This is a genomic window from Parapedomonas caeni, assembly GCF_041060555.1.
Classification (GTDB): Bacteria; Pseudomonadota; Alphaproteobacteria; order Sphingomonadales; family Sphingomonadaceae; genus CAUJIW01.
Genome location: NZ_JBEUDS010000004.1, coordinates 131,321 through 151,156, shown reverse-complemented (window position 1 = coordinate 151,156; position 19,836 = coordinate 131,321). Strand labels below are relative to the sequence as shown.

Genomic DNA, 19,836 nt, shown 5'->3' with positions numbered 1-19,836 from the left:
CAGGCGCCCCGGCTCAGGCGCTGAAGCAGTCGGCGACGCGGTCGGCCTCGTCGTCGGTGTTGCCGGCGTGGAAGGACAGCCGCAGCACCGCGCCGCGCTGGTCGAACCGGCAGCCGATGGCGCGCAGCCGCCCGACGAGGCCCGCCTCGTCGTCGGCCAAGGGCAGGCACAGCGTGCCGCCGCGTGCGGTGACGTCGAGCCGGTCGTGCCAGCGTGCCGGCACCGCCGCCCGCAGCCGGGCGATCAGCCGGCGGTTATGCTGCAGAATCTGCTGCACGCCCAGTGCCGCGACGGTCTCGATGCCGGCGGTGGCCAGCACATAGGGCGCCACCGACGGGGTGCCGCCCCAGAAGCGGCGCGCGTCGGGCGCGTAGCGGAAATCGTGGATGTCGAAGGCGAACGGTTCGGCGTGGGAGAACCAGCCGACGTCGAGCGGTTGCACCGCCTCGACGAGGCCTGGCGCCACCCACAGGAAGCCGGCGCCGGGGCCGCCGCACAGCCATTTGACGCACGAGCCGAGCACCGCGTCCGCCCCCCAGGCGGTGACGTCGATGGGCAGGATGCCGGCGGACTGGGCGACGTCGACGATGCTGACGATGCCCCGCGCGCGCGCCAGCGCGGCGATCTCGGTCACTGGCGAGACGGCGCCGCTGTTGGAGTGGACGTGCATGGTCAGCACCGCCGCCACGTCGTCGGTCAGCGCCGCCGCCCAGACCCCGGCGTCGGTGACATCGGCGGCGCGTGGCAGCCAGCGCAGCTGGTAACCGAGCCGGGTCATCTGCTGCAGCACGAAGCCGAGCGAGGGGAAACTCGCCTCCGCCGCCAGCAGCACCGGTCGGCGCGGGTCGACGGTCAGACCGGTGAGCAGGCGGGTGAGCCCGGCCGACAGATTGGCCTGCGGGCAGTAGTCCGCCGGCGCGCCGCCCAGCAGTCCGGCCAGGCTGGCGCGAAACCGGTCGATGGCGGCCAGCCAGTCGCCCCAGGCCTCGCCGCCTTTGGCCGCCCACGGCGCCAGCAACGCCTGGTGCAGCAGGGGCGCGGCGGCGACCGGCTGCGGGCCGACCGAATGGCTGAGCAGATAGGGCCCGCCCGGCGGCGTCAGGAAGCGGTCGCGCCAGTCGTCGTTCACGCGCGCGGCTCCGCGCCGGGGGTTTCGCTGACCCGGCTGGCCTCGCCCAGGCTGTCGCGCACCCGGCCGTAGCTGCCTCCCCAACTGTCGGTCATGGTGGCGCGGACCTCCCACAGGGCGGGGAAGAAGCGGTGCTTGGCGCCGGCCTGCAGCAGGTCGACCGAGCGGCCCTTGAGCGACGCGGCGCCCATGCCGATCGAGCGATGGATGAGGAAGATGTGGTGCCAGCGGAACTTCTGGAACAGCTCGTCGAACTCCATCAGCGCTTCCGCCAGCATATAGGCGTCGTCGTGCTGGTAGTCGCCGTCGTAGACCTGCTCGACGCTGCGGCCGGCGGGGTCGAGATAGACCCGCCGGTAGGTCTCCCACAGGCTGGGGGGAATCTGCAGCACGGCGCGGAAGCCCGGTGACTCCTGGCCGCTGCCATTGCCGAGCTGCAGGCGGATTTGCTGGTAGTCCTTGGGCGACATGGTCTCCAGCAGGCCGAGCTGGTCGATCATCAGCCGCAGGATCTGGTGCACCCGGCCGAACAGGGTGAGCGCGCGGTGGACGCGACCGGCGGCCATGTGCTCGTCGATGTCGAGCAGCGTGTAGCCCATCAGCTTCATCCACAGCTCCTCGACCTGATGGACGATCTGGAACTGCAGCTCATCGCGGTTGCAGAAGTCCTCGAACGGCTTCTGGCAGGCCAGCAGGGCCCCGGTGTTGATGTAGAGTTCGTAGTCGAGCGTCGGCTCGGCGGTCATCAGGTCGTAGAAACGCTGCCGGTCCATCCCTTGTTCTCCCTGTACGGCATGATGTTATGCCGCAGTGTAACGGGCAGCGGCCGGGACATTGTGCCTAATCGGACTTGAAAAAGCCGAAAACGAAGAACAATGTTCTGAGAATTCTGCTTGTAAGGAAAACGATATGCCGCTGGATCGCCTCGATCGCGCCATGCTGCGGGCGCTGGAAGAGGATGCCCGGTTGTCCTACGCCGATCTTGGCGAGCGGGTCGGCCTGTCCAAGTCGCCGTGCTGGAAGCGGGTGCAGGCGCTGGAGGCCGCCGGCGTCATCGAGGGCTATGGCGCGCGGCTGTCGCCGGCGGCGCTGGGGCTCGACCTGCATGCCTTCGTGCAGGTGCAGATCGCCTTTGCCCAGCACGAGGCGTTCGAGGCGGCGGTGCGGCGCCAGCCGGCGATCCTGAGCTGCCACGCCACCACCGGTGACGCGGACTATCTGCTGCAGGTGATGGCGCGCAGCATGGCCGACCTCGACCAGCTGCTGCGGCGGGATTTGTGGCGGCTGCCCGGCGTGCAGCGGTTCACCACAACGATGGTGACACGCGCCATCAAGGCACACGCGCCGCTGATGGCGGTGGTGGACGACTGACAAGCGCAGGCGGAACGCCGCCCCGCCCGCCTGGCCTACCAGGGCAGCACGCCCAGTCGTGCGGCACCCGTCGCGTCACCGACGGCGAAGAACGGCCCGTTGCTGAAGCGCTGCTTGCCATAGGCGAACGGCGCGCCGGTGGCGGGGTCGAACACCTGGCCGCCGGCGCCCAGCAGCACGGCATGGCCGGCGGCGGTATCCCATTCCGAGGTCGGGCCGAAGCGCGGGTAGATGTCCGCCTGGGCTTCCGCCAGCAGGCAGAATTTCAGGCTGGAGCCCTTGGAGACGATGGCCGGCGCGTCGAGGCGGGCGAGATAGGCGTCGGTCTCGGCGTCGCGATGGCTTTTCGAGGCGACCACCGCCAGCGGGTGGCCGGCGATGGCGCGGGCACGGATCGGCGCGAGATCGGCCTCGGCGTCGTTCTGGCGGAAGGCGCCGAAGCCCGGCCCGCCAACCCACAGCACGCCGTCGGCCGGGGTCATGACGATGCCGAACACCGGCGTGCCGTCGACGACGAGGCCGATGTTCACCGTGTAGTCGGTGCCGCCGTTGAGGAACTCCTTGGTGCCGTCCACCGGGTCAACCAGCCAGAAGCGGCTGCCGGCGTCGGTGGGGGCGACGCCGGCCGCGAACGCTTCCTCGCCAACCACGGGGATGGTCGGCGTCAGTGCCTTCAGCGCCGCCTCAAGGATGGCCTCGGCCGCCTCGTCGGCCTCGGTGACCGGCGACTTGTCGGCTTTCTCGCGGGCAACGACGCCACGGGCGCGCACGGCTTCCACCGCCGCACCCGCCTCGCGTACCGGCGCGATCAGCGCCACGCACAGGCTGCGCAGGGTTTCCTTGGCGGTGAGATCGATCGTCGTCATCGGGCGCTCCTGCGCGTGAAGGGCGGTGGCGTCCCTGCCTGTCAGATGAGCCCCTGCCTGTCGAGATAATCGACGATGCGATCGGCCGCGTCCTGCGCGCCGCCCTCGCCGGGGTGGACGACGATCTCCGGCGCTTCCGGGGCCTCGTAGGGGCTGTCGATGCCGGTGAAGTTCTTGATCTGCCCGGCCTGGGCCTTGGCGTAGAGGCCCTTGGGGTCGCGGCGGATACACTCCTCGATCGGCGTGTCGACGAACACCTCGATGAACTCGCCCTCGCCCAGCAGCTCGCGCGCCATGCGGCGCTCGGCGCGGAACGGCGAGATGAAGCTGGTCAGCACGACCAGGCCCGCATCGACGAACAGCTTGGCGACCTCGCCGACGCGGCGGATATTCTCCACCCGGTCGGCCTCGGTGAAGCCGAGGTCACCGCACAGGCCATGGCGGACGTTGTCGCCGTCCAGCATGGTGGTGTGGATGCCGCGGGCGTTGAGCTTCTGCTCGACGATGTTGGCGATGGTCGACTTGCCGGCGCCCGACAGGCCGGTGAACCACAGCACCGCCGGCTTGTGCCCTTTGATGCGGCTGCGCGCCGCCCGGTCCACCAGCAGGTCCTGGCGGTGGACGTTGGTCGCCCGGCGCAGGCCGAAGCTGATCATGCCGGCCCCCACCGTGGCGTTGGTGAAGCGGTCGATCAGGATGAAGGCGCCGGTCTCGCGGTTGTCGGCGTAGGCGTCGATGGCGACCGGGCTGGCCGTCGCCAGGTTGCAGAAGCCGATCTCGTTGAGCTCCAGCGTCTTGCCGGCCAGATGCTGCTGGGTGTTGACGCACACCTTGTGCTTGAGCGCGGTGACGCGCGCCGGCACATACTTGTTGCCGATGCGCATGAGGTATTGCCGCTCCGGCAGCAGCGCCTCTTCGCTCATCCACAGCAGGTGGGCGGCGAACTGGTCGGTCACTTCCGGCCGGGCGGTGGCCAGCGCCAGCACATCGCCCCGGGCGATGTCGATCTCGTCGGCGAGCGTCAGCGTCACCGCGTCGCCGGGGCCGGCGGTGGCGAGGTCGCCATCGGCGGTGACAATGCGGGCGACCGTCGATTCCTTGGCCGAGCTGGCGACCACCACGCGATCCCCCACCGACACGGTGCCGGCGGCGATGGTGCCGGCAAAGCCGCGGAAATCGAGGTTGGGGCGGTTGACCCACTGCACCGGGAAGCGCAGCGGCCGGGCCGCGAGGTCGGTATCGACGTCGAGACCTTCCAGCCAGTCGAGCAGCGTCGGGCCATCATACCAGGCCAGCGCGTCGGACCGGCCGGTGACATTGTCGCCAAAGCGGGCCGACAGCGGAATCGGCGTCACCGAGGCGAAGCCCAGCGTGTCGGCGAAGGCGCGGTAGTCGGCGAGAATGCGCTCGAAGGTCGCCTGGTCGTAGTCCACCAGATCGATCTTGTTGATCGCCAGCGCGACGTGGCGGATGCCCAGCAGCGCGCAGATGATGCTGTGCCGCTTGGTCTGGGTCAGCACCCCCTTGCGGGCGTCGATCAGAATGACGGCGGCGTCGGAGTTGGAGGCACCGGTCGCCATGTTGCGGGTGAACTGCTCGTGGCCCGGCGTGTCGGCGACGATGAAGGCGCGCCGGTCGGTGGTGAAGAAGCGGTAGGCGACATCGATGGTGATGCCCTGTTCGCGCTCGGCCTCCAGCCCGTCGACCAGCAGCGCGAAATCGATGTCCTCGCCGGTGGTGCCGTGCTTCTTCGAATCCTTCTCCAGCGTCGCCAGCTGGTCCTCGAAGATCAGCTTGGTGTCGTAGAGCAGGCGGCCGATCAGCGTCGACTTGCCGTCGTCCACCGAGCCGCAGGTGAGGAAGCGCAGCAGCCCCTTGGTGGGGTCTCCGGGATTGATGGGGCCCGGCGTGATGCGGAGGTCCGGTTTCATCAGAAATAGCCCTCCTTCTTCTTCTTCTCCATCGAGGCCGCCTCGTCGCTGTCGATCAGCCGGCCCTGGCGTTCGGAGGTGCGGCTGGCGCGCATTTCGGCGATGATGTCATCAAGCGACGCTGCGTCGGATTCCACCGCCGCCGACAGCGGGTAGCAGCCCAGCGAACGAAAGCGGACCATACGGATTTCCGGCTCCTCGCCGGGCAGCAGCGGCAGCCGCTCGTCGTCGCGCATGATCAGCACGCCCTGGCGCCGCACCACCGGCCGGGGGGCGGCGAAATACAGCGGCACAACGGGGATGTTTTCGGCGCGGGTGTAGTCCCAGATGTCGTATTCGGTCCAGTTGGACAGCGGGAAGACGCGGATGGTCTCGCCCTGGCGGATCCGGGTGTTGTACAGCCGCCAGAGTTCCGGCCGCTGGTTGCGCGGGTCCCAGACGTGGCCGGCGGAGCGGAACGAGAACACCCGCTCCTTGGCGCGGCTCTTCTCCTCGTCGCGGCGGGCGCCGCCGAAGGCGGCATCGAAGCCGTATTTGTCCAGCGCCTGCTTCAGCGCCTCGGTCTTCATCACCTGGGTGTGCAGCGATGACCCGGAGTCGACCGGGTTGATGCCGCGCGCCACGCCTTCTTCGTTGACGTGGACGATGAGGTCGACGCCGTAGCGCTCGGCGATCATGTCGCGGTGGGCGATCATGTCGCGGAACTTCCAGGTGGTGTCGACGTGCAGCAGCGGGAATGGCGGCTTGGCCGGGTAGAAGGCCTTCATGGCGAGATGCAGCATCACGCCGGAGTCCTTGCCGATGGAATAGAGCATCACCGGGTTGGCGAACTCGGCCGCCACCTCGCGGATGATGGCGATCGATTCGGCCTCCAGCCGGCGCAGGTGCGCCGTCAGCGGGGAGGTCCGGGGTGCTGCGTCGGCAGCGCGTGCGGTTTGTTCGGCCATGGGCGGGTCCGTGTCGATGGGCACGCCACGATAGCAGTGCCCGACTGTGGACATCACTCATGTCCGGCTCGCGGCCGTGTCGCAAAGCAGAAATTCTTGGGTGAGCTAAAGCTGGACGCGGGTATGCCCGACCATGATCCGCCAGCAGCCGTCAGCGGGCGGCGGCGTCCGTCACTTCGGTGACCGCTTGGCGAGAATGCGCTGGAGAGTGCGGCGGTGCATCTTCAGCCGCCGCGCGGTTTCCGAGACGTTGCGGCCACACAGTTCATAGACCCGCTGGATATGCTCCCAGCGCACCCGGTCGGCCGACATCGGCTCCTCCGGCGGCTCTGGCCGCTCGCCTTCCTCGGCGAGCAGGGCGCGGATGATGTCCTCCGGCTCCGCCGGCTTGGCAAGATAGTCGACAGCACCGGTCTTCACCGCCGCCACGGCGGTGGCAAGGTTGCCATAGCCGGTGAGGATGACGGCGCGCACGTCCTCGCGCACCTGCCGCAACTCGGCCACCACGTCGAGGCCGTTGCCGTCCTCAAGCCGCATGTCGACCACCGCATAGGCCGGCCGGAGCTGGGCGGCGAGCTTGCACGCCGCCGCGACGCCTTCGGCCGCCGTCACCTGGAAGCCACGCCGCTCCAGCATCACCGCCAGTCGCTGGCGGAACGCCGCATCGTCGTCCACCAGCAACAGGGTCCGCTCGTCGGCCGCTGCATCCGTCATGCCCTGGTCTCCTCCGGGTCCAATGTGTGTCTTGTCCAGCGAATGTCCACCCGCGCGCCGCCCTCGGGCACGTTGGCGAAAGTCAGCGTGCCGCCGGTGCGCTCCAGCAGCGTGGTGGCGATGAACACGCCAAGCCCGGTGCCGCCCGAACGCGACTGCGACGGCCCGAGATAGGGCTCGCCCAGCCGGGGCAGCAGTGCGGGATCGAAGCCGTCGCCATCGTCGCGCACCGTCAGCCGCACCTCGTCGCGGCCGGCCTCGATGTCGATGTCGACCTGGGCGCGGGCATGGCGCACCGCGTTGGAGACGATGTTGGCAAGCCCGTGCAACAGCTCCGGCGTGCGGGCCGCCAACACCGGCGCGGCACCCTTCAGCAGGCTCTGGCGCACGGTCAGCGCCACCCGGCCGCCCTCGAACGGTTTGACAACCTCATAGACCAGCGCTTCCAGCGGCAAGCGCGGAAACGGCTGGTCGGCCTCGGCCCGGCGGGCGATGCCGACCAGGATCTCGCGGCAGCGGGCGGCTTCCTGGCGCAGCAGCTTCACGTCGTCGCCGAAATCGGGATCGTTGCCGAGCTGGTCGTCGAGGTCGCGGGCGATCAGCGTGATGGTGCCCAGTGGCCCGCCCAGCTCGTGCGCGGCCGCCGCCGCCAGCGACCCCAGCGCCGACATCTTCTGCTCGCGTGCCAGTGCGGTCTGGGTGGCGATCAGCGCCTGCTGGCGCCGGCGGGCCTCCGCCGACACCCGCCAGGCATAGGCGGCCAGAAAGGTCATGCCGATCAGCAGCGCCACGCCCTGGCCGGCCTGATAGAGCGGCGGCAGCGCCAGCGCCGGCCCGTGCCAGGGCAGCGGCAGCGCCCACAGCGCCAGCGCCGCCAGGCAGGCGATGGCGATGCTGATCAGGATGATGGTGGAACGCAGCGACAGCAAGGTCGCCGAAATGGTCACCGGCACCAGGATGAGCACCGCGAACGGATTGTTGAGACCGCCGGTGAGGAACAGCAGCACCGCCAGCTGCAGCAGATCGAAGGCGAGATGGATGGTCGCCTCGCGACCGTTCAGCTCGGCGGTGCGCGGGTAGAGCAGGGTTGAGCCGATGTTGACGCCGACCGACGCGGCGATCGCCGCCAGCGGCGGCCAAGGCGCCAGTGGAAACCCCAGTCCGGGGCCGATGATGGCCAGCGTCGCAAGCTGCCCGGTGATGGCGATCCAGCGCAGGATGACCAGCGTGCGCACCCGTACGCCCGGCAGGCCGAGCCCTTCCGGGCCGGCGGCCGTGTCTGAAACACGATAGGATCGATCTTCTGCCCCGCTCACGCTTTCGCTATACGCCGGTGAACGCAGGAAGCAAACAGGCCGCGCGCGCGTGCCGACACAGGTGGAAGAAACATTGATGATCACCCGCTGGCACTTTGTCCGTCACGCCCCCGTCGCCACCCTCCGCGAGGCTGGCGCCGTCGTTTACGACACCCACGACGAACCCGCCGATGTCTCCGATACCCCGGCCTTCCAGGCACTGGCCGGCTTCCTGCCGAAGAACGCCGTGTGGGTGACCAGCCCGCTGATGCGCGCGGTGCAGACCGCCGACGCCATCGCCGACGCCGGGCTCGCTCCGGCCGAACGACTGGCGGACGAGCGGCTTGCCGAGCAGCACTATGGCGCCTGGCACGGCATGACCATGGAGGCGCTCAAGGCAACGCTGGCGGGCCGGCCACGCCACAAGACCTGGTTCACCACCGCCGCCGACCAGCCGCCGGGCGGCGAGAGCTTCGTCACCCAGGCGGCGCGCGTCCGCGCGGCGATGGACCAGCTGACCGCCCGCTTCGCCGGCCGGCCGATCGTCGCCGTCGCCCATGGCGGCACCATCCGGGCGGCGCTGGCGCACGCGCTGGGCATCGACCTCGACCGGGCGCTGACCATCAGTGTCGACAACCTGTCGACCACCCGCATCGATCACGTGCCCGGCGAGGGTATCGGCGGCGACTGGCGGCTGGTCTACACCAACCGCCGTGCCGGCTGAACCGGCGCGGCGGGCATGAGCCCGCGCCGTCCAGGCCCGCCCGCCCAAAACCTGGCCTCAGCGGGTCTGGCCTCAGCGGGTCTGGGGCGGGCTGACGGGCGGCGGCGCGGCCGGGGCCTGGCGTGACGCCTCCGCGTCCCTGAGCAGCCGGCGGATGTTGCCGGCCCGGCGATCCTGCTCGGCATAGTCGAGCGCGGTGTACCCGGCGACGTTGTCCGGGATGTCAACCCGGGCGCCCCCGGCGAGCAGCAACCGCACGATCTGGTCCTGGCGTGCCTGCACGGCCTTGATGAGCGCGGTCTCGCCGGCGCGGTTGCGGGCATCGGGGTCGGCCCGGCGATTGATCAGCTGGGTCACGCCGTCACCATAGCCCTGGGCGGCGGCGAGGATCAGCGGCGTGTTACCGTCGCGGTCCTCGACATTGGGGTTGGCGCCGCGCGCCAGCAGATACTCCAGCCAGCCGCCGTCGCGGCGCTTGACCACCACATGCAGCGCGGCCTCGCCGGTATCGCCGTCACGGGCGTCGATGATCGCCGAGCCCGGTTCGGACAGCAGCGTGTTGGCTTTCATGATATCCTTGTCGCGTACGGCCTTGAGAAACTGGTAGATGTTGCCGCCAACCTCGGCCCGGGCCGGCGGCGCCGCCAGCGCCAGTCCGGCACAGGCCAGCAGCATGGCGGGAATCGAGCGGATAAGCCTACGCGTCATTTTTTCCTCTCCGACTTTCGCGACAAGTCTATATACCGGGACGAGCTGAACCATGAAATCCAAACGCACCCTGTCCTTCACTCTGGTCGTCGCATTGCTGGCGGCGCTGGTGCTTGCCGCCGGCGTCGCGCTGTGGCTTGGCCCCGACAGCCGGTCCGCCGGCAGCCGCGAGGGCGACGGCGACGTGCTGATCGGCGGCCCGTTCACGCTGGTGGACCAGGACGGCCGCACCGTCACCGAGAAGAACTGGCCGGGCCAGTATCTGCTGGTGTACTTCGGCTATACCTACTGCCCCGACGTCTGCCCCACCGACCTGCAGCGCAATGCCCAGGCGATGGTGGCGCTGGAGGCCAGCAAGCCGGCCGCAGCCGCCCGGGTGCAGCCGGTTTTCATCACCGTCGACCCGGAACGCGACACCGTGGCGGTGATGAAGGCCTATGTGACCGCCTTTCACCCGCGTCTGGTGGGGCTGACGGGCAGCCAGGCGCAGGTGGATGCCGCCAAGCGGGCCTATCGCGTCTATTCCGCCAAGGCCCAGCAGGGCGAAACGGCGGCCGACTATCTGGTCGACCATTCGGCGCTGACCTACCTGATGACGCCGGACGGCAAGTATGCCGCCCATTTCTCCTCCACCGTCACCCCGGAGGAGGTCGCCGCGCGACTCGGCGACCTGGTGCGGTGAACGACAGCCCGCTGCCATTCTGGAAGCGCAAGACCCTGCGCCAGATGTCCCCTGCCGAGTGGGAGTCGCTGTGCGACGGCTGCGCCAAATGCTGCCTGCACAAGCTGGAGGACGAGGACACCGGCGAGGTGCACCACACCAACGTCGCCTGCCGGCTGCTCGACCTCTCGACCGGCCGTTGCGCCAACTACCGCCAGCGCAAGCTGCTGGTGCCGGATTGCCTGAAGCTCACGGTCGACCGCATCCGCCGCAGCGACTGGCTGCCGGCCACCTGCGCCTACCGGCTGGTGGCCGAGGGCAAGGATCTGCCGGACTGGCACCCCCTGATCACCGGCGACACCGAGTCGACCCGGCGACGCGGCCATTCAGTGGTCGGCTGGGCGGTATCGGAACGCGACGCCGGGCCGCTGGAGCAGCATGTGGTGGATGAAACGCCATGATCGCACCGCCAGCCGCGCCGGCCCCCATGCCCCGGCCGGTGTCGGGACAGAGACGGTCATGAGCATCGAGCGGCGCACGCTCGACCTCGGCGACCTCACGGTGCCACTGGAGATCCGCCGTCTGCCGCAGGCCCGGCGCCTGACGCTGACCGCGCTGGCGACCACCGGAACGCTGCGGCTGAGCATGCCGCGCCGGGTCTCGCTCACCGAGGCGCTGGCGTTCATCGACCAGCGACGGGACTGGATCGCCGCCGCCGTCGACCGCTGGCAGCCGCTGCTGCCGATCGCGCCGGGCACGCGCATTCCGGTCAACGGCGTCGAGACCCTGATCGACTGGCTCCCGGACGCGCCGCGCCGGGTGATCCACGACGGCGACCGGCTGGTGGTCGGCGGCCCGCGGGCGCGGGTGGCGGCACGGGTGGTCCGGCATCTGCGCGCGGCGGCGCTGGCCGACCTCGGCGCCCGCGTCACCGGGCTCGCCTCGGCCCCCGCCCTGCCGCGCCATGCCCGGCCGCTGGGGCGGGTCGGCATCGGCGATCCGCGCGCCCGCTGGGGCAGCTGTGCGGCGTCCGGCGACCTGCGTTTTTCGTGGCGGCTGATCCTGGCGCCGGAGCCGGTCCGTCATTACGTGGCGGCGCACGAGGTGGCGCATCTGGCCCACATGGACCACAGCCAGGCCTTCTGGTCGCTGGCCGAGCAGCTCAACGGCGGCCCCGTGCGGCCGGCACGCGCCTGGTTGCGCCAGCACGGCGCCTCACTGCACCGGGTTGTTGCCACCCCCGCCTGAGCTTGCGGCGTTACCCGGCTCCTTCAGCACCCCTTCCAGCCAGGCATCGTCAAGGCGCGGCGGCGCGGCGCGTGATGACCCGGCAGCGCCGGGGGCGGTTGTCTGGGACGGCGCGGCCGCCGGCGGGGCGCTTTGCGTCTCGGGGTCCCACACCGGCTCGACCGCCTCGATACCCTCACCCTCCGGCACCAGGCCATAGGTCTCGGCATCGGGCTCGACGCCGTCCAGCGTACTGGAATCAGCGAACAGCGGCTGGGCCGGCAGGCCCTGCGTCGCCCGGCTCATGAACGCGGCCCAGGCACGCGCCGGGGTGCGCCCCCCGGCCAGGCCGGGCACCGCCTTGTTGTCGTCACGCCCCATCCAGACACCGGCGGTCAGGTCGGCGGTGAAACCCATGAACCAGCCATCGCGGTTGGACTGGGTGGTGCCGGTCTTGCCGGCGGCGGGCCGGTCGATGCTGGCGGCGCGCGCCGTGCCTTCGTTGACAGCGGCCTCCAGCATACGCGTCATGCCGGCGGCGACTTCGGGTGTCACCAGCCCGCGCGGCGCGTCGGGCTGGTAGCTGTAGAGCGGCTTGCCGGCAACGGTGCGGATGGACCGGATGCCGTAGGGGCGGGCCTCGACGCCACCGCGGGCGAGACTGGCGTAGGCGGCGGTCATGTCGAGCAGCGTCACTTCCGAGGCACCCAGCGCCATCGCCGGCTGGCGGGAAATCGGCGTCGAGATGCCGAACCGCCGCGCCATTGCCGCCACGGTGTCGAACCCCACCTCGTCCGCGAGCCTGACCGCGATCGTGTTGATCGACTGGGCGAAGGCCTGGGTCAGCGTCACCTCGCCCTGAAAGCTACGGGTGGAATTGACCGGCGACCATTTTCCGAACGTCACCGGCTCGTCCACATAGATGGAATCCGGCGTCGCGCCGGCTTCCAGCGCCGCCAGGTAGACAAACAGCTTGAACGCGGAGCCCGGCTGCCGGCGGGCCGCCACCGCCCGGTTATAGGGGCTGGTGACATAGTCGACGCCACCGACCATCGCCCGGATGGCGCCATCATGCGCCATGGCGACCAGACCACCCTGCAACCCCGCGGGCACGTTCCATTTCAGCGCGAGCTCCGCCGCCTGCTGGGTGCGCGGGTCGAGCGTGGTTTCCACCTCCAGCGGCTGGGCCGTCTCATCGGTGAGCGTCTCCACCTGTGCCAGCACCCAGTCGGTGAAGTAGCGCACGTTGTTCTCGCGCGGCTGCGGCACAAAGCGCACCCGGTCGATCAGCGCGTTGTCGACGTCACCCGCATCCAGCAAGTTGGCATCCACCAGCGCCGCCACCACCAGCTTCGCCCGTTGCCGGGCCTGCTCGGGGTCGGACGACGGTGCGTAGCGGGTCGGCGCCTTGACCAGGCCGGCGATGATCGCCGCCTCGCCGAGGCTGAGCTGGCGGGCGGAATGACCGAAGAACTTGCGCGAGGCGGCATCGACGCCATAGGCGCCGCCGCCGAAATAGACCCGGTTGAGGTAGAGTTCGAGAATCTGCGGTTTGGAGAACTTCCACTCCAGCGCCAGCGCCAGCACCATTTCGCGGGCCTTGCGGGCGAACGTGCGCTCGGAGGTGAGGAAGATGTTCTTCACCACCTGCTGGGTGATGGTGGACCCGCCCTGGACGAAACGGCCCGCCCTGGCGTTCCGGGCCATGGCGCGGGCGATGCCGATGGGGTCGATACCGGGGTGATGATAGAAGCGCCGGTCCTCGATCGCCACCATGGCGGTCTTGATGCTCAGCGGCAGGTCGGCGGACGACAGCCATTCGCCGTAGGACGGGCCGAAGGTGATCAGCGTCGAGCCATCGGAGGCCTTGACGACGATCATCTGGCCGCGCGGCTCGCGGACGAGGGTATCGAAACTGGGCAGCGACTGGGCCGCCAGCCAGACCACGAAGGTCAGGGCGAGCGCCGTGACGGCCGCCAGCGCGCCGCCCGCCTGGAGCAGGATCAGCCACACCGGCTTGCGCCGGCGCGCGGCGCGACGGGGCCTGGGACTATCCGAGGAAGGCTGCTTCGCCATGTGTTCCCGCCGTAGCCCCAGTTCGTGGCGACTGCAAGGCCACACGGCTGACGCCGGTCACGTTTTGCCGTCCTGTCGGCTCAGCCTGTCGCCGGGGCGGCGGGACCACCGATGCCGCGGCTCAGAAAACCGGCTCATCCTCCGGCTTGTCGAGGCCGGGCAGGTGGATGCCGCATTCGGTCTTGTCCCAGCCACGCCAGCGCCCGGCGCGCGGATCCTCGCCCGGTTTCACCGGCGTGGTGCACGGCATGCAGCCGATCGACAGGTAGCCGTCGGCCTCCAGCGGGTGACGCGGCAGGTTGTAGCGGTCCATGTAGGCGTCGAGGTCGGCCTTGGTCCAGCGGGCCAGCGGGTTGATCTTCAGCCGGCCGTCGGCGATTTCGAACAGCGGCAGGTGGGATCGGGTCGAGGACTGGAACGCCTTGCGACCCGACACCCAGGCGGTCACGCCCTCCAGCCCGCGCGCCAGCGGCGCCACCTTGCGCACCGCGCAGCAGGCATCGGGATCGTAGGACCACAGCAGATACTTGGGATCGGCGGCCGCCAGCGCCACCGGCTCCGGTTCCAGCGTATGCACGCCGGTCAGCCCGAGCAGCCGGACCAGCTGGTCACGGTAGCGCAGCGTCTCGGGGAACAGGCGCAGCGTGTCGACGAACAGCACCGGCGCGGTGGGGTCGGCGGCCGCCAGCATGTGCAGCAGTACCGAGGATTCGGTGCCGAAGGAAGACACCACCGAGACCTGGCCGGCCAGCTCGCCGGTGAGCAGCCGGTGCAGCATTTCCGCCGCCGGCACCTGGTCGTAGATCGCGTTGAGCCGGTCGGCGTCCGCCTGGGTGAAGGCGCGCGGCCCCACCGGCGACACCGCCGCGTCCGTGGCAACCTTGGCGCTCAGGCTGGACATGTTCAGGCTCCCCGCTCGGCCCACACCGGCGCCCGGGCGTCGGCGGCTTTCTGGTAGACGAGCTGGAAGCGCTCCAGCTCACGCAGCGCGGTTTCCTCGCGCACGCTGGGGTCCAGCTCCAGCGCATCGAACCCGCAGCGGACCATGAAGAACAGCTGGTCGGCCAGCACCTGGCCGACGGCGCGGATCTCGCCGGAGAACTTCAGGTCGTCGCGCAGGATACGCGCCGCCGAATAGCCGCGACCGTCGCGGAAGGTGAGGAAGCCGATCTCCACCAGCGCCAGCCGGGTCAGATAGGGGGCCAGCGCCCGGGCGTCGTCGGCTGGCGCCAGCCGCACGCCGACGGCCGCGAAGCGGTTGAGGTCGAGCGTTTCCGCCAGGCGCGCCAGCGGCACCACCACGGCGCCGCCGTCCGGCAGGTCGGCATCGCCCTCGACATGCCGCCAGTCATGGTCGGCGTCGTCACGGAAGCGCAGGGTGATGCCGCCGCTGACGATCTCGCCGGCGGCGGTCGCTTCCTCGGCCGACTTGCGCTTGATTTCCACTCTAGCCATAGACGGCCTCCTTGAACGGCTGGGCGCCGACCCGGCGGTAGGTGTCGAGGAAACGCTCGCCCTCCTGCCGGATCGCGCGGTACTTCTCGATCAGCTTCTCGACGGCATCGACGACACCGGCATCGTTGAAGCCGGGGCCGATCAGCTCGCCGAGGCTGGCATCTTCCGCGCCCGAACCGCCCAGCGAGATCTGGTAGTTCTCGACGCCCTTGCGGTCGACGCCGAGGATGCCGATGTGGCCGGCGTGATGGTGGCCGCAGGCGTTGATGCAGCCGGAGATCTTGATCTTCAGCTCGCCGATGTCGCGCTGGCGCTCCAGGTCGGCGAAGCGGTTGGCGATGTCCTGCGCGATGGGGATCGAGCGGGCATTGGCGAGCGTGCAATAGTCGAGGCCCGGGCAGGCGATGATGTCGGAGACCAGCCCGGCGTTGGGCGTGGCGACCTCGATCTCCACCAGCTTGCGCCACACGGCGTGCAGGTCGGCCAGGCGGACATGCGGCAGCACCAGGTTCTGCTCGTGGGTCACCCGCACGTCGCCGAAGCTGTACTGGTCGGCGAGATCGGCAATGGCGTCCATCTGGTCGGCGGACGCGTCACCGGGGATGCCGCCCACCGGTTTCAGGCTGATGGTGGCGATGGCGTAGCCCGGCACCTTGTGGGCCACCACGTTGCGCGCCACCCAGTGGGCGAAGGCGGGATCGGCCTTCAGCGCCGCCTCATGCGCCGCCACCGGCGGCACGATGGTCTCGAACGCCGGGGGCGTGAAATAGGCGGCGATGCGCGCGACTTCCGCCGCCGGCACGTCGATGTGGGTCGGCAGTACCTGCTGCCACTCGGCCTCGACCTCCTCGCGGAACTTCTCGATGCCGATCTCGTGCACGAGGATCTTGATGCGTGCCTTGTAGATGTTGTCGCGCCGGCCATAGCGGTTGTAGACCCGCATGATCGCCTCGATGTAGCTCAGGAAGTGCTCGGCCGGCAGCCACTCGCGCACCACCTTGGCGATGATCGGCGTCCGGCCCATGCCGCCGCCGGCCAGCACCTTGAAGCCGATCTCGCCGGCCGCGTTCTTCAGGATCTCGATGCCGATGTCGTGCCACTGCACGGCGGCGCGGTCCTGCTCGGTGGCGGTGACGGCGATCTTGAACTTGCGCGGCAGGAACGAGAATTCCGGGTGGAAGGTCGACCACTGGCGCAGCACTTCCGACCAGATGCGCGGGTCCACCACCTCGCCGGCGACGGCACCGGCGAACTGGTCGGTGGTGATGTTGCGGATGCAGTTGCCCGAGGTCTGGATGGCGTGCATCTCGACGGCCGCCAGGTCGGCGAGGATGTCCGGTCCGTCCTCCAGCCGGATCCAGTTGTACTGGATGTTCTGCCGGGTGGTGAAATGGCCGTAGCCCTTGTCATACTTGCGGGCGATGTGGGCCAGCGCCCGCAGCTGCGTCGAGGACAGGGTGCCATAGGGCACCGCCACCCGCAGCATGTAGGCGTGGAGCTGGAGGTAGAAGCCGTTCATCAGCCGCAGCGGGCGGAACTGCTCTTCCGAGAGTTCGCCCGACAGGCGGCGGGCCACCTGGTCGCGAAACTGCTCGACCCGGGTCTGGACGATGGCGGCGTCGAAGCTGTCATACTGGTACATGGCTCAAAGCTCCGCTTGCTTGCCGAGATCGGTGCGCACCGACGGGCCGGAGGCGCGGACGATTTCCCGATAGCGGGTCGGCCACGGCTTGCCGTCGACGAGTTCGATGTCGATGAGATAGGGGTCGATGACACGGCGGGCCTTCACTTCGGCCTTGCCCAGCGCCTCGGCGGCGGCGGTGTCGGTGACGAGTGCCGCCTCGCGGGCGTCACGGGTCCAGCCGGCGCCGGTCCAGTAGACGACGTCGCCGGTCGGCAGGTCATTGGCAGTGATGATCTGGGACATGTTCCTGGTCTCGGTGTTTATTCAGCGGCCAGCGCCAGGCTGAGCGTGGAGGGGACGAACGGCGCCAGCACGCCGGGGCGTTCCACCGCCAGGCGGGCGACGGCGCCCACCACCAGCAGCGCCGGGCTGCGCACGGCGTTGGCCGCCAGCGTCGCCGGCAGGTCGGCCAGCGTGGTGCGGAAGGTGCGGGCGTCGGGGCGGGTGCCGCCTTCCAGCACGGCGGCCGGGGTGTGCGGCGACAGGCCGTCGGCGACCAGCTTGGCGGCGATGTCGGCGGCGGCGGCGATGCCCATGTACACCACCAGCGTGCGGCCCTCGCCGGCGAGGCCGCGCCAGTCCTGTTCGGCGAGCCCCTTGCACTGGCCGGCAACGAAGGTGACGGCGCTGGCATGATCGCGGTGGGTGAGCGGCAGCAGGCTCTCGGCGGCGCAGCCCAGCGCGGCGGTGACGCCGGGCACCACCTCGACGGCGATGCCGGCATCGCGGGCGGCCTCGACCTCCTCGCCACCGCGCCCGAAGACGAACGGATCGCCGCCCTTCAGGCGCACCACCACATGGCCGGCACGCGCCTTGGCCACCAGCAGGGCGTTGATGTCGGTCTGCGCCATGGTGTGGCGCGAGCGCGCCTTGGCGACCGAGATCATCTCGGCACCCGCCGGCGCCATCGCCAGGATGCGGGCATCGACCAGGCCGTCATGGACCACGACGTCGGCCAGCGCCAGCGCCCTGACCGCCTTCACGGTCAGCAGGTCGGGGTCGCCGGGGCCGGCACCGACGAGGATGATCCGGCCGGGGGCCTGCGCGCGCAGGCCGTCCACCGCCAGCAGATCGGCGATGGACGCTGTATAACGGGCGGTGTGGCCGGTCACGATATCGCTCCAGCCCTTCCCGGCCTTCTGAGTCATGGCATGGACTCCTCACTCCTGAGCGTGCACATTTGGCGGACCATGCCATCATGGGCAAACGAGCTTTTCTTGGGGCTGGCGTAGTCCAGCTTGTATCGGGGCAAATCATCGTGTGGTGACAAGCGGTTGAGACGCCCTCGGGCGGCGGGGGAAGTTGATTCAACGCAACGCGGCTGTCGCCTTCACGCCCTAGGGTAGCGTGACAGCCTGACAAGGAGGGAAGCATGCTGAAGGACATCGTCGTGCTGGTGGGCGACAACGGCGCCGAGGAACCGGCGCTGAAGCTGGGCCTCGACCTGGCGGCAGCGCGCGGGGCTTATCTCAACGTCGTGGTCTGCGGCGGCGTGCCCCTGTATCAGGAGTATCTGCTCGGCACGGTCATCTACGAGGCCTACCAGAGCGAGGTCGAGCGCCAGACCAAGAAGGCCAGGGCGGCCGCCGAGGCGATCGAGGCCGCCATGGGCAAGGCCGGTGTCTCCGGCGAGGTGCGCACACTGGTGGTGGACGTCGATATCCTGCCGATGGACGCGGTGGTGCACTCGCGCTACGCCGACATGGTGCTGGTCTCGGCCCGCGCCGCGTACCCCGATGGCCGCTTCTGGGACCGCCTGGTCCAGACCGTACTGTTCCACGCCGGCCGGCCAATCCTCATTGTGCCGGAAGGCGCCAAGCTGCCGCTGGCCAAGGTGGCGATTGCCTGGAACGCCAGCCGCGAGGCGATCCGCGCCGTGCATGACGGCATGGGGCTGATCACCCAGGCGACCGACGTCAACGTCGTGCTGGTGGACCCCGCGCCGTCGGACGACGGTCACGGTGCCGAGCCGGGCGCGGATCTGGCGGCCCACCTGGCGCGCCATGTCGACACGGTGAACGTGCATCGCATTCCCAGCGCCGGCCGGGCGCTGGGCCAGGCGCTCCAGCAGTTCGCGGTGGACATCGGCTGCGACGTCATGGTGATGGGCGCCTACGGTCACTCGCGGATGTGGGAGATGCTGCTGGGCGGCGCCACCCGCGACGTGTTGCTGGACACCAGGCTGCCGCTGCTGATCTCGCACTGACAACCCGTCGGCCAGGCCCCGGTTTTGCTGGCGGTCGACGGTCCGTGCGTTATGCTTCACCCATCTGGTGAATGAGGGGAGACGTTGTCATGGCGCACGGAAACCGGAGGCGAGTCGCCCTGCTGGGGCTTGGTCTGGCCGTTGTCGCGCTGGGCCTGCCCGCCGGTCTGCCGGCGGCACGGGCGGCCGAGGTGGCGCCCGCCGCGCTCGGTGGCGCCGGCGATGCCGTCAAGGAACTGATCGGCGGCGCGTCCGATGCCGCGCTTGACCGGCTGGGCAAGTCGGGCGGCTTCTGGAACGACCCGCTGGCGCGCATCGCCCTGCCGGGGCCGCTCAAGAAGGCCGACAAGCTGCTGAAATACACCGACAAGGTCGGGCTGACCGATGGCCTGAAGCGATCGCTCAACACAGCCGCCGAGCGGGCGACGGCGGTCGCCAAGCCGGTGTTCCGCAAGGCCGTCGACGACATGAGCTGGCAGGACGCCGCCGGCATCCTCACCGGCGGTGACGGGGCCGCCACCCAGTATTTCCGCGACTCGGCCGGCGACACGCTGCGCGGCAAGATGCGGCCGCTGGTCGATAAGGCGCTGCGCGACGCCGGGGCGACGCGCCAGTTCGCCAAGCTGACCAGGTCCGTACCGCTGCCGCTGGGCATGACCGACGCTGACCTTACCAACTACGTCACCGACAAGGCGACCGACGGCATCTTCCAGGCCATGGCGGCGGAGGAGAAAGCGTTGCGGGCCGATCCGGTGAAGGCCGGCAAGGCCCTGCTCAAGGCGCTGACCAACCAGTAGGACCGCCCGAACAAGCAGGGCCGTTGGGACAGGCGGGCCCCGCCG

Annotated in this window: 21 protein-coding genes; 7 read left to right on the top strand and 14 right to left on the bottom strand. The window is 69.9% G+C overall.

Features of this window, described 5'->3' with window-relative positions:
• Positions 1–13: 13 nt before the first annotated feature.
• Both ABU113_RS04880 and ABU113_RS04875 read right to left on the bottom strand, forming a co-directional pair.
• Positions 14–1,129 (bottom strand): aminotransferase class V-fold PLP-dependent enzyme, encoded by a 1,116-nt coding sequence (locus ABU113_RS04880; protein WP_454558362.1) that lies wholly within the window; start codon positions 1,127–1,129, stop codon positions 14–16.
• Complete coding sequence (locus tag ABU113_RS04875) at positions 1,126–1,902, bottom strand: tryptophan 2,3-dioxygenase family protein (RefSeq protein WP_454558361.1); 777 nt, start codon at positions 1,900–1,902, stop codon at positions 1,126–1,128. Before ABU113_RS04875 ends, ABU113_RS04880 begins: the two co-directional genes overlap by 4 nt.
• Positions 1,903–2,038: 136 nt before the next feature.
• On the opposite strand from ABU113_RS04875, the gene ABU113_RS04870 reads away from it, so the two are divergent.
• On the top strand, positions 2,039–2,500 hold the full coding sequence (locus ABU113_RS04870) for an Lrp/AsnC family transcriptional regulator (protein WP_454558360.1): 462 nt from the start codon (positions 2,039–2,041) through the stop codon (positions 2,498–2,500).
• 35 nt (positions 2,501–2,535) lie between these two features.
• Here the strand turns inward: ABU113_RS04870 and cysQ are convergent, their stop codons facing one another.
• The 5 genes from cysQ to ABU113_RS04845 all read right to left on the bottom strand — a co-directional run bounded on the left by cysQ (position 2,536) and on the right by ABU113_RS04845 (position 8,274).
• Complete coding sequence (gene cysQ, locus ABU113_RS04865) at positions 2,536–3,366, bottom strand: 3'(2'),5'-bisphosphate nucleotidase CysQ (protein WP_454558359.1); 831 nt, start codon at positions 3,364–3,366, stop codon at positions 2,536–2,538.
• 41 nt (positions 3,367–3,407) lie between these two features.
• Positions 3,408–5,297 (bottom strand): sulfate adenylyltransferase subunit CysN, encoded by a 1,890-nt coding sequence (gene cysN / locus ABU113_RS04860; RefSeq protein WP_454558358.1) that lies wholly within the window; start codon positions 5,295–5,297, stop codon positions 3,408–3,410.
• Positions 5,297–6,244: a sulfate adenylyltransferase subunit CysD gene (cysD, locus tag ABU113_RS04855; protein WP_454558357.1), complete on the bottom strand. Its 948-nt coding sequence runs from the start codon at positions 6,242–6,244 to the stop codon at positions 5,297–5,299. The genes cysN and cysD overlap by 1 nt, the downstream gene beginning before the upstream one ends.
• Before the next feature lie 171 nt (positions 6,245–6,415).
• The gene (locus tag ABU113_RS04850) at positions 6,416–6,958 is read right to left on the bottom strand and encodes an ActR/PrrA/RegA family redox response regulator transcription factor (RefSeq protein ID WP_454558356.1); all 543 of its coding nucleotides are present in this window, start codon (positions 6,956–6,958) and stop codon (positions 6,416–6,418) included.
• Positions 6,955–8,274 (bottom strand): ActS/PrrB/RegB family redox-sensitive histidine kinase, encoded by a 1,320-nt coding sequence (locus ABU113_RS04845; RefSeq protein WP_454558355.1) that lies wholly within the window; start codon positions 8,272–8,274, stop codon positions 6,955–6,957. The genes ABU113_RS04850 and ABU113_RS04845 overlap by 4 nt, the downstream gene beginning before the upstream one ends.
• A gap of 49 nt (positions 8,275–8,323) precedes the next feature.
• On the opposite strand from ABU113_RS04845, the gene ABU113_RS04840 reads away from it, so the two are divergent.
• The gene (locus ABU113_RS04840; RefSeq protein ID WP_454558354.1) at positions 8,324–8,977 is read left to right on the top strand and encodes a histidine phosphatase family protein; all 654 of its coding nucleotides are present in this window, start codon (positions 8,324–8,326) and stop codon (positions 8,975–8,977) included.
• A 72-nt stretch (positions 8,978–9,049) separates the two neighbouring features.
• Here the strand turns inward: ABU113_RS04840 and ABU113_RS04835 are convergent, their stop codons facing one another.
• Entirely contained in the window at positions 9,050–9,685 is a 636-nt protein-coding gene (locus ABU113_RS04835) for an ankyrin repeat domain-containing protein (protein ID WP_454558353.1), read from the bottom strand.
• Positions 9,686–9,737: 52 nt separating this feature from the next.
• Between ABU113_RS04835 and ABU113_RS04830 the strand changes: the two genes are divergently transcribed.
• Genes ABU113_RS04830 through ABU113_RS04820 form a run of 3 tightly spaced genes read left to right on the top strand, consistent with a single transcriptional unit; the run spans position 9,738 to position 11,594 of the window.
• On the top strand, positions 9,738–10,367 hold the full coding sequence (locus tag ABU113_RS04830; protein WP_454558352.1) for an SCO family protein: 630 nt from the start codon (positions 9,738–9,740) through the stop codon (positions 10,365–10,367).
• Positions 10,364–10,807, top strand: a complete 444-nt coding sequence (locus ABU113_RS04825; protein WP_454558351.1) for a YcgN family cysteine cluster protein — start codon at positions 10,364–10,366, stop codon at positions 10,805–10,807. The genes ABU113_RS04830 and ABU113_RS04825 overlap by 4 nt, the downstream gene beginning before the upstream one ends.
• A gap of 58 nt (positions 10,808–10,865) precedes the next feature.
• Positions 10,866–11,594, top strand: a complete 729-nt coding sequence (locus ABU113_RS04820; protein WP_454558350.1) for a M48 family metallopeptidase — start codon at positions 10,866–10,868, stop codon at positions 11,592–11,594.
• Here the strand turns inward: ABU113_RS04820 and ABU113_RS04815 are convergent.
• From ABU113_RS04815 to cobA, 6 genes are all read right to left on the bottom strand, one after another.
• Positions 11,562–13,649, bottom strand: coding sequence for a transglycosylase domain-containing protein (locus ABU113_RS04815; protein ID WP_454558349.1), 2,088 nt, complete (start codon positions 13,647–13,649; stop codon positions 11,562–11,564). The two genes, ABU113_RS04820 and ABU113_RS04815, sit on opposite strands and share 33 nt — an antisense overlap.
• Before the next feature lie 121 nt (positions 13,650–13,770).
• A complete protein-coding gene (locus tag ABU113_RS04810) occupies positions 13,771–14,550 on the bottom strand; it encodes a phosphoadenylyl-sulfate reductase (protein WP_454558348.1) in 780 nt (259 codons plus the stop codon).
• A gap of 2 nt (positions 14,551–14,552) precedes the next feature.
• Positions 14,553–15,104, bottom strand: coding sequence for a DUF934 domain-containing protein (locus ABU113_RS04805; protein ID WP_454558347.1), 552 nt, complete (start codon positions 15,102–15,104; stop codon positions 14,553–14,555).
• The gene (locus ABU113_RS04800; protein WP_454558346.1) at positions 15,097–16,746 is read right to left on the bottom strand and encodes a nitrite/sulfite reductase; all 1,650 of its coding nucleotides are present in this window, start codon (positions 16,744–16,746) and stop codon (positions 15,097–15,099) included. The genes ABU113_RS04805 and ABU113_RS04800 overlap by 8 nt, the downstream gene beginning before the upstream one ends.
• Positions 16,747–16,749: 3 nt before the next feature.
• Positions 16,750–17,031 carry a DUF2849 domain-containing protein gene (locus tag ABU113_RS04795; RefSeq protein ID WP_454558345.1) on the bottom strand — a complete coding sequence of 94 codons (282 nt, stop codon included), beginning with the start codon at positions 17,029–17,031 and terminating at the stop codon, positions 16,750–16,752.
• A 17-nt stretch (positions 17,032–17,048) separates the two neighbouring features.
• Positions 17,049–17,936 (bottom strand): uroporphyrinogen-III C-methyltransferase, encoded by an 888-nt coding sequence (gene cobA / locus ABU113_RS04790; RefSeq protein ID WP_454558344.1) that lies wholly within the window; start codon positions 17,934–17,936, stop codon positions 17,049–17,051.
• Between the two features lie 224 nt (positions 17,937–18,160).
• On the opposite strand from cobA, the gene ABU113_RS04785 reads away from it, so the two are divergent.
• On the top strand, positions 18,161–18,994 hold the full coding sequence (locus tag ABU113_RS04785) for a universal stress protein (protein WP_454558343.1): 834 nt from the start codon (positions 18,161–18,163) through the stop codon (positions 18,992–18,994).
• Between the two features lie 89 nt (positions 18,995–19,083).
• Positions 19,084–19,791, top strand: coding sequence for a DUF4197 domain-containing protein (locus tag ABU113_RS04780; protein ID WP_454558342.1), 708 nt, complete (start codon positions 19,084–19,086; stop codon positions 19,789–19,791).
• Positions 19,792–19,836: the final 45 nt, after the last annotated feature.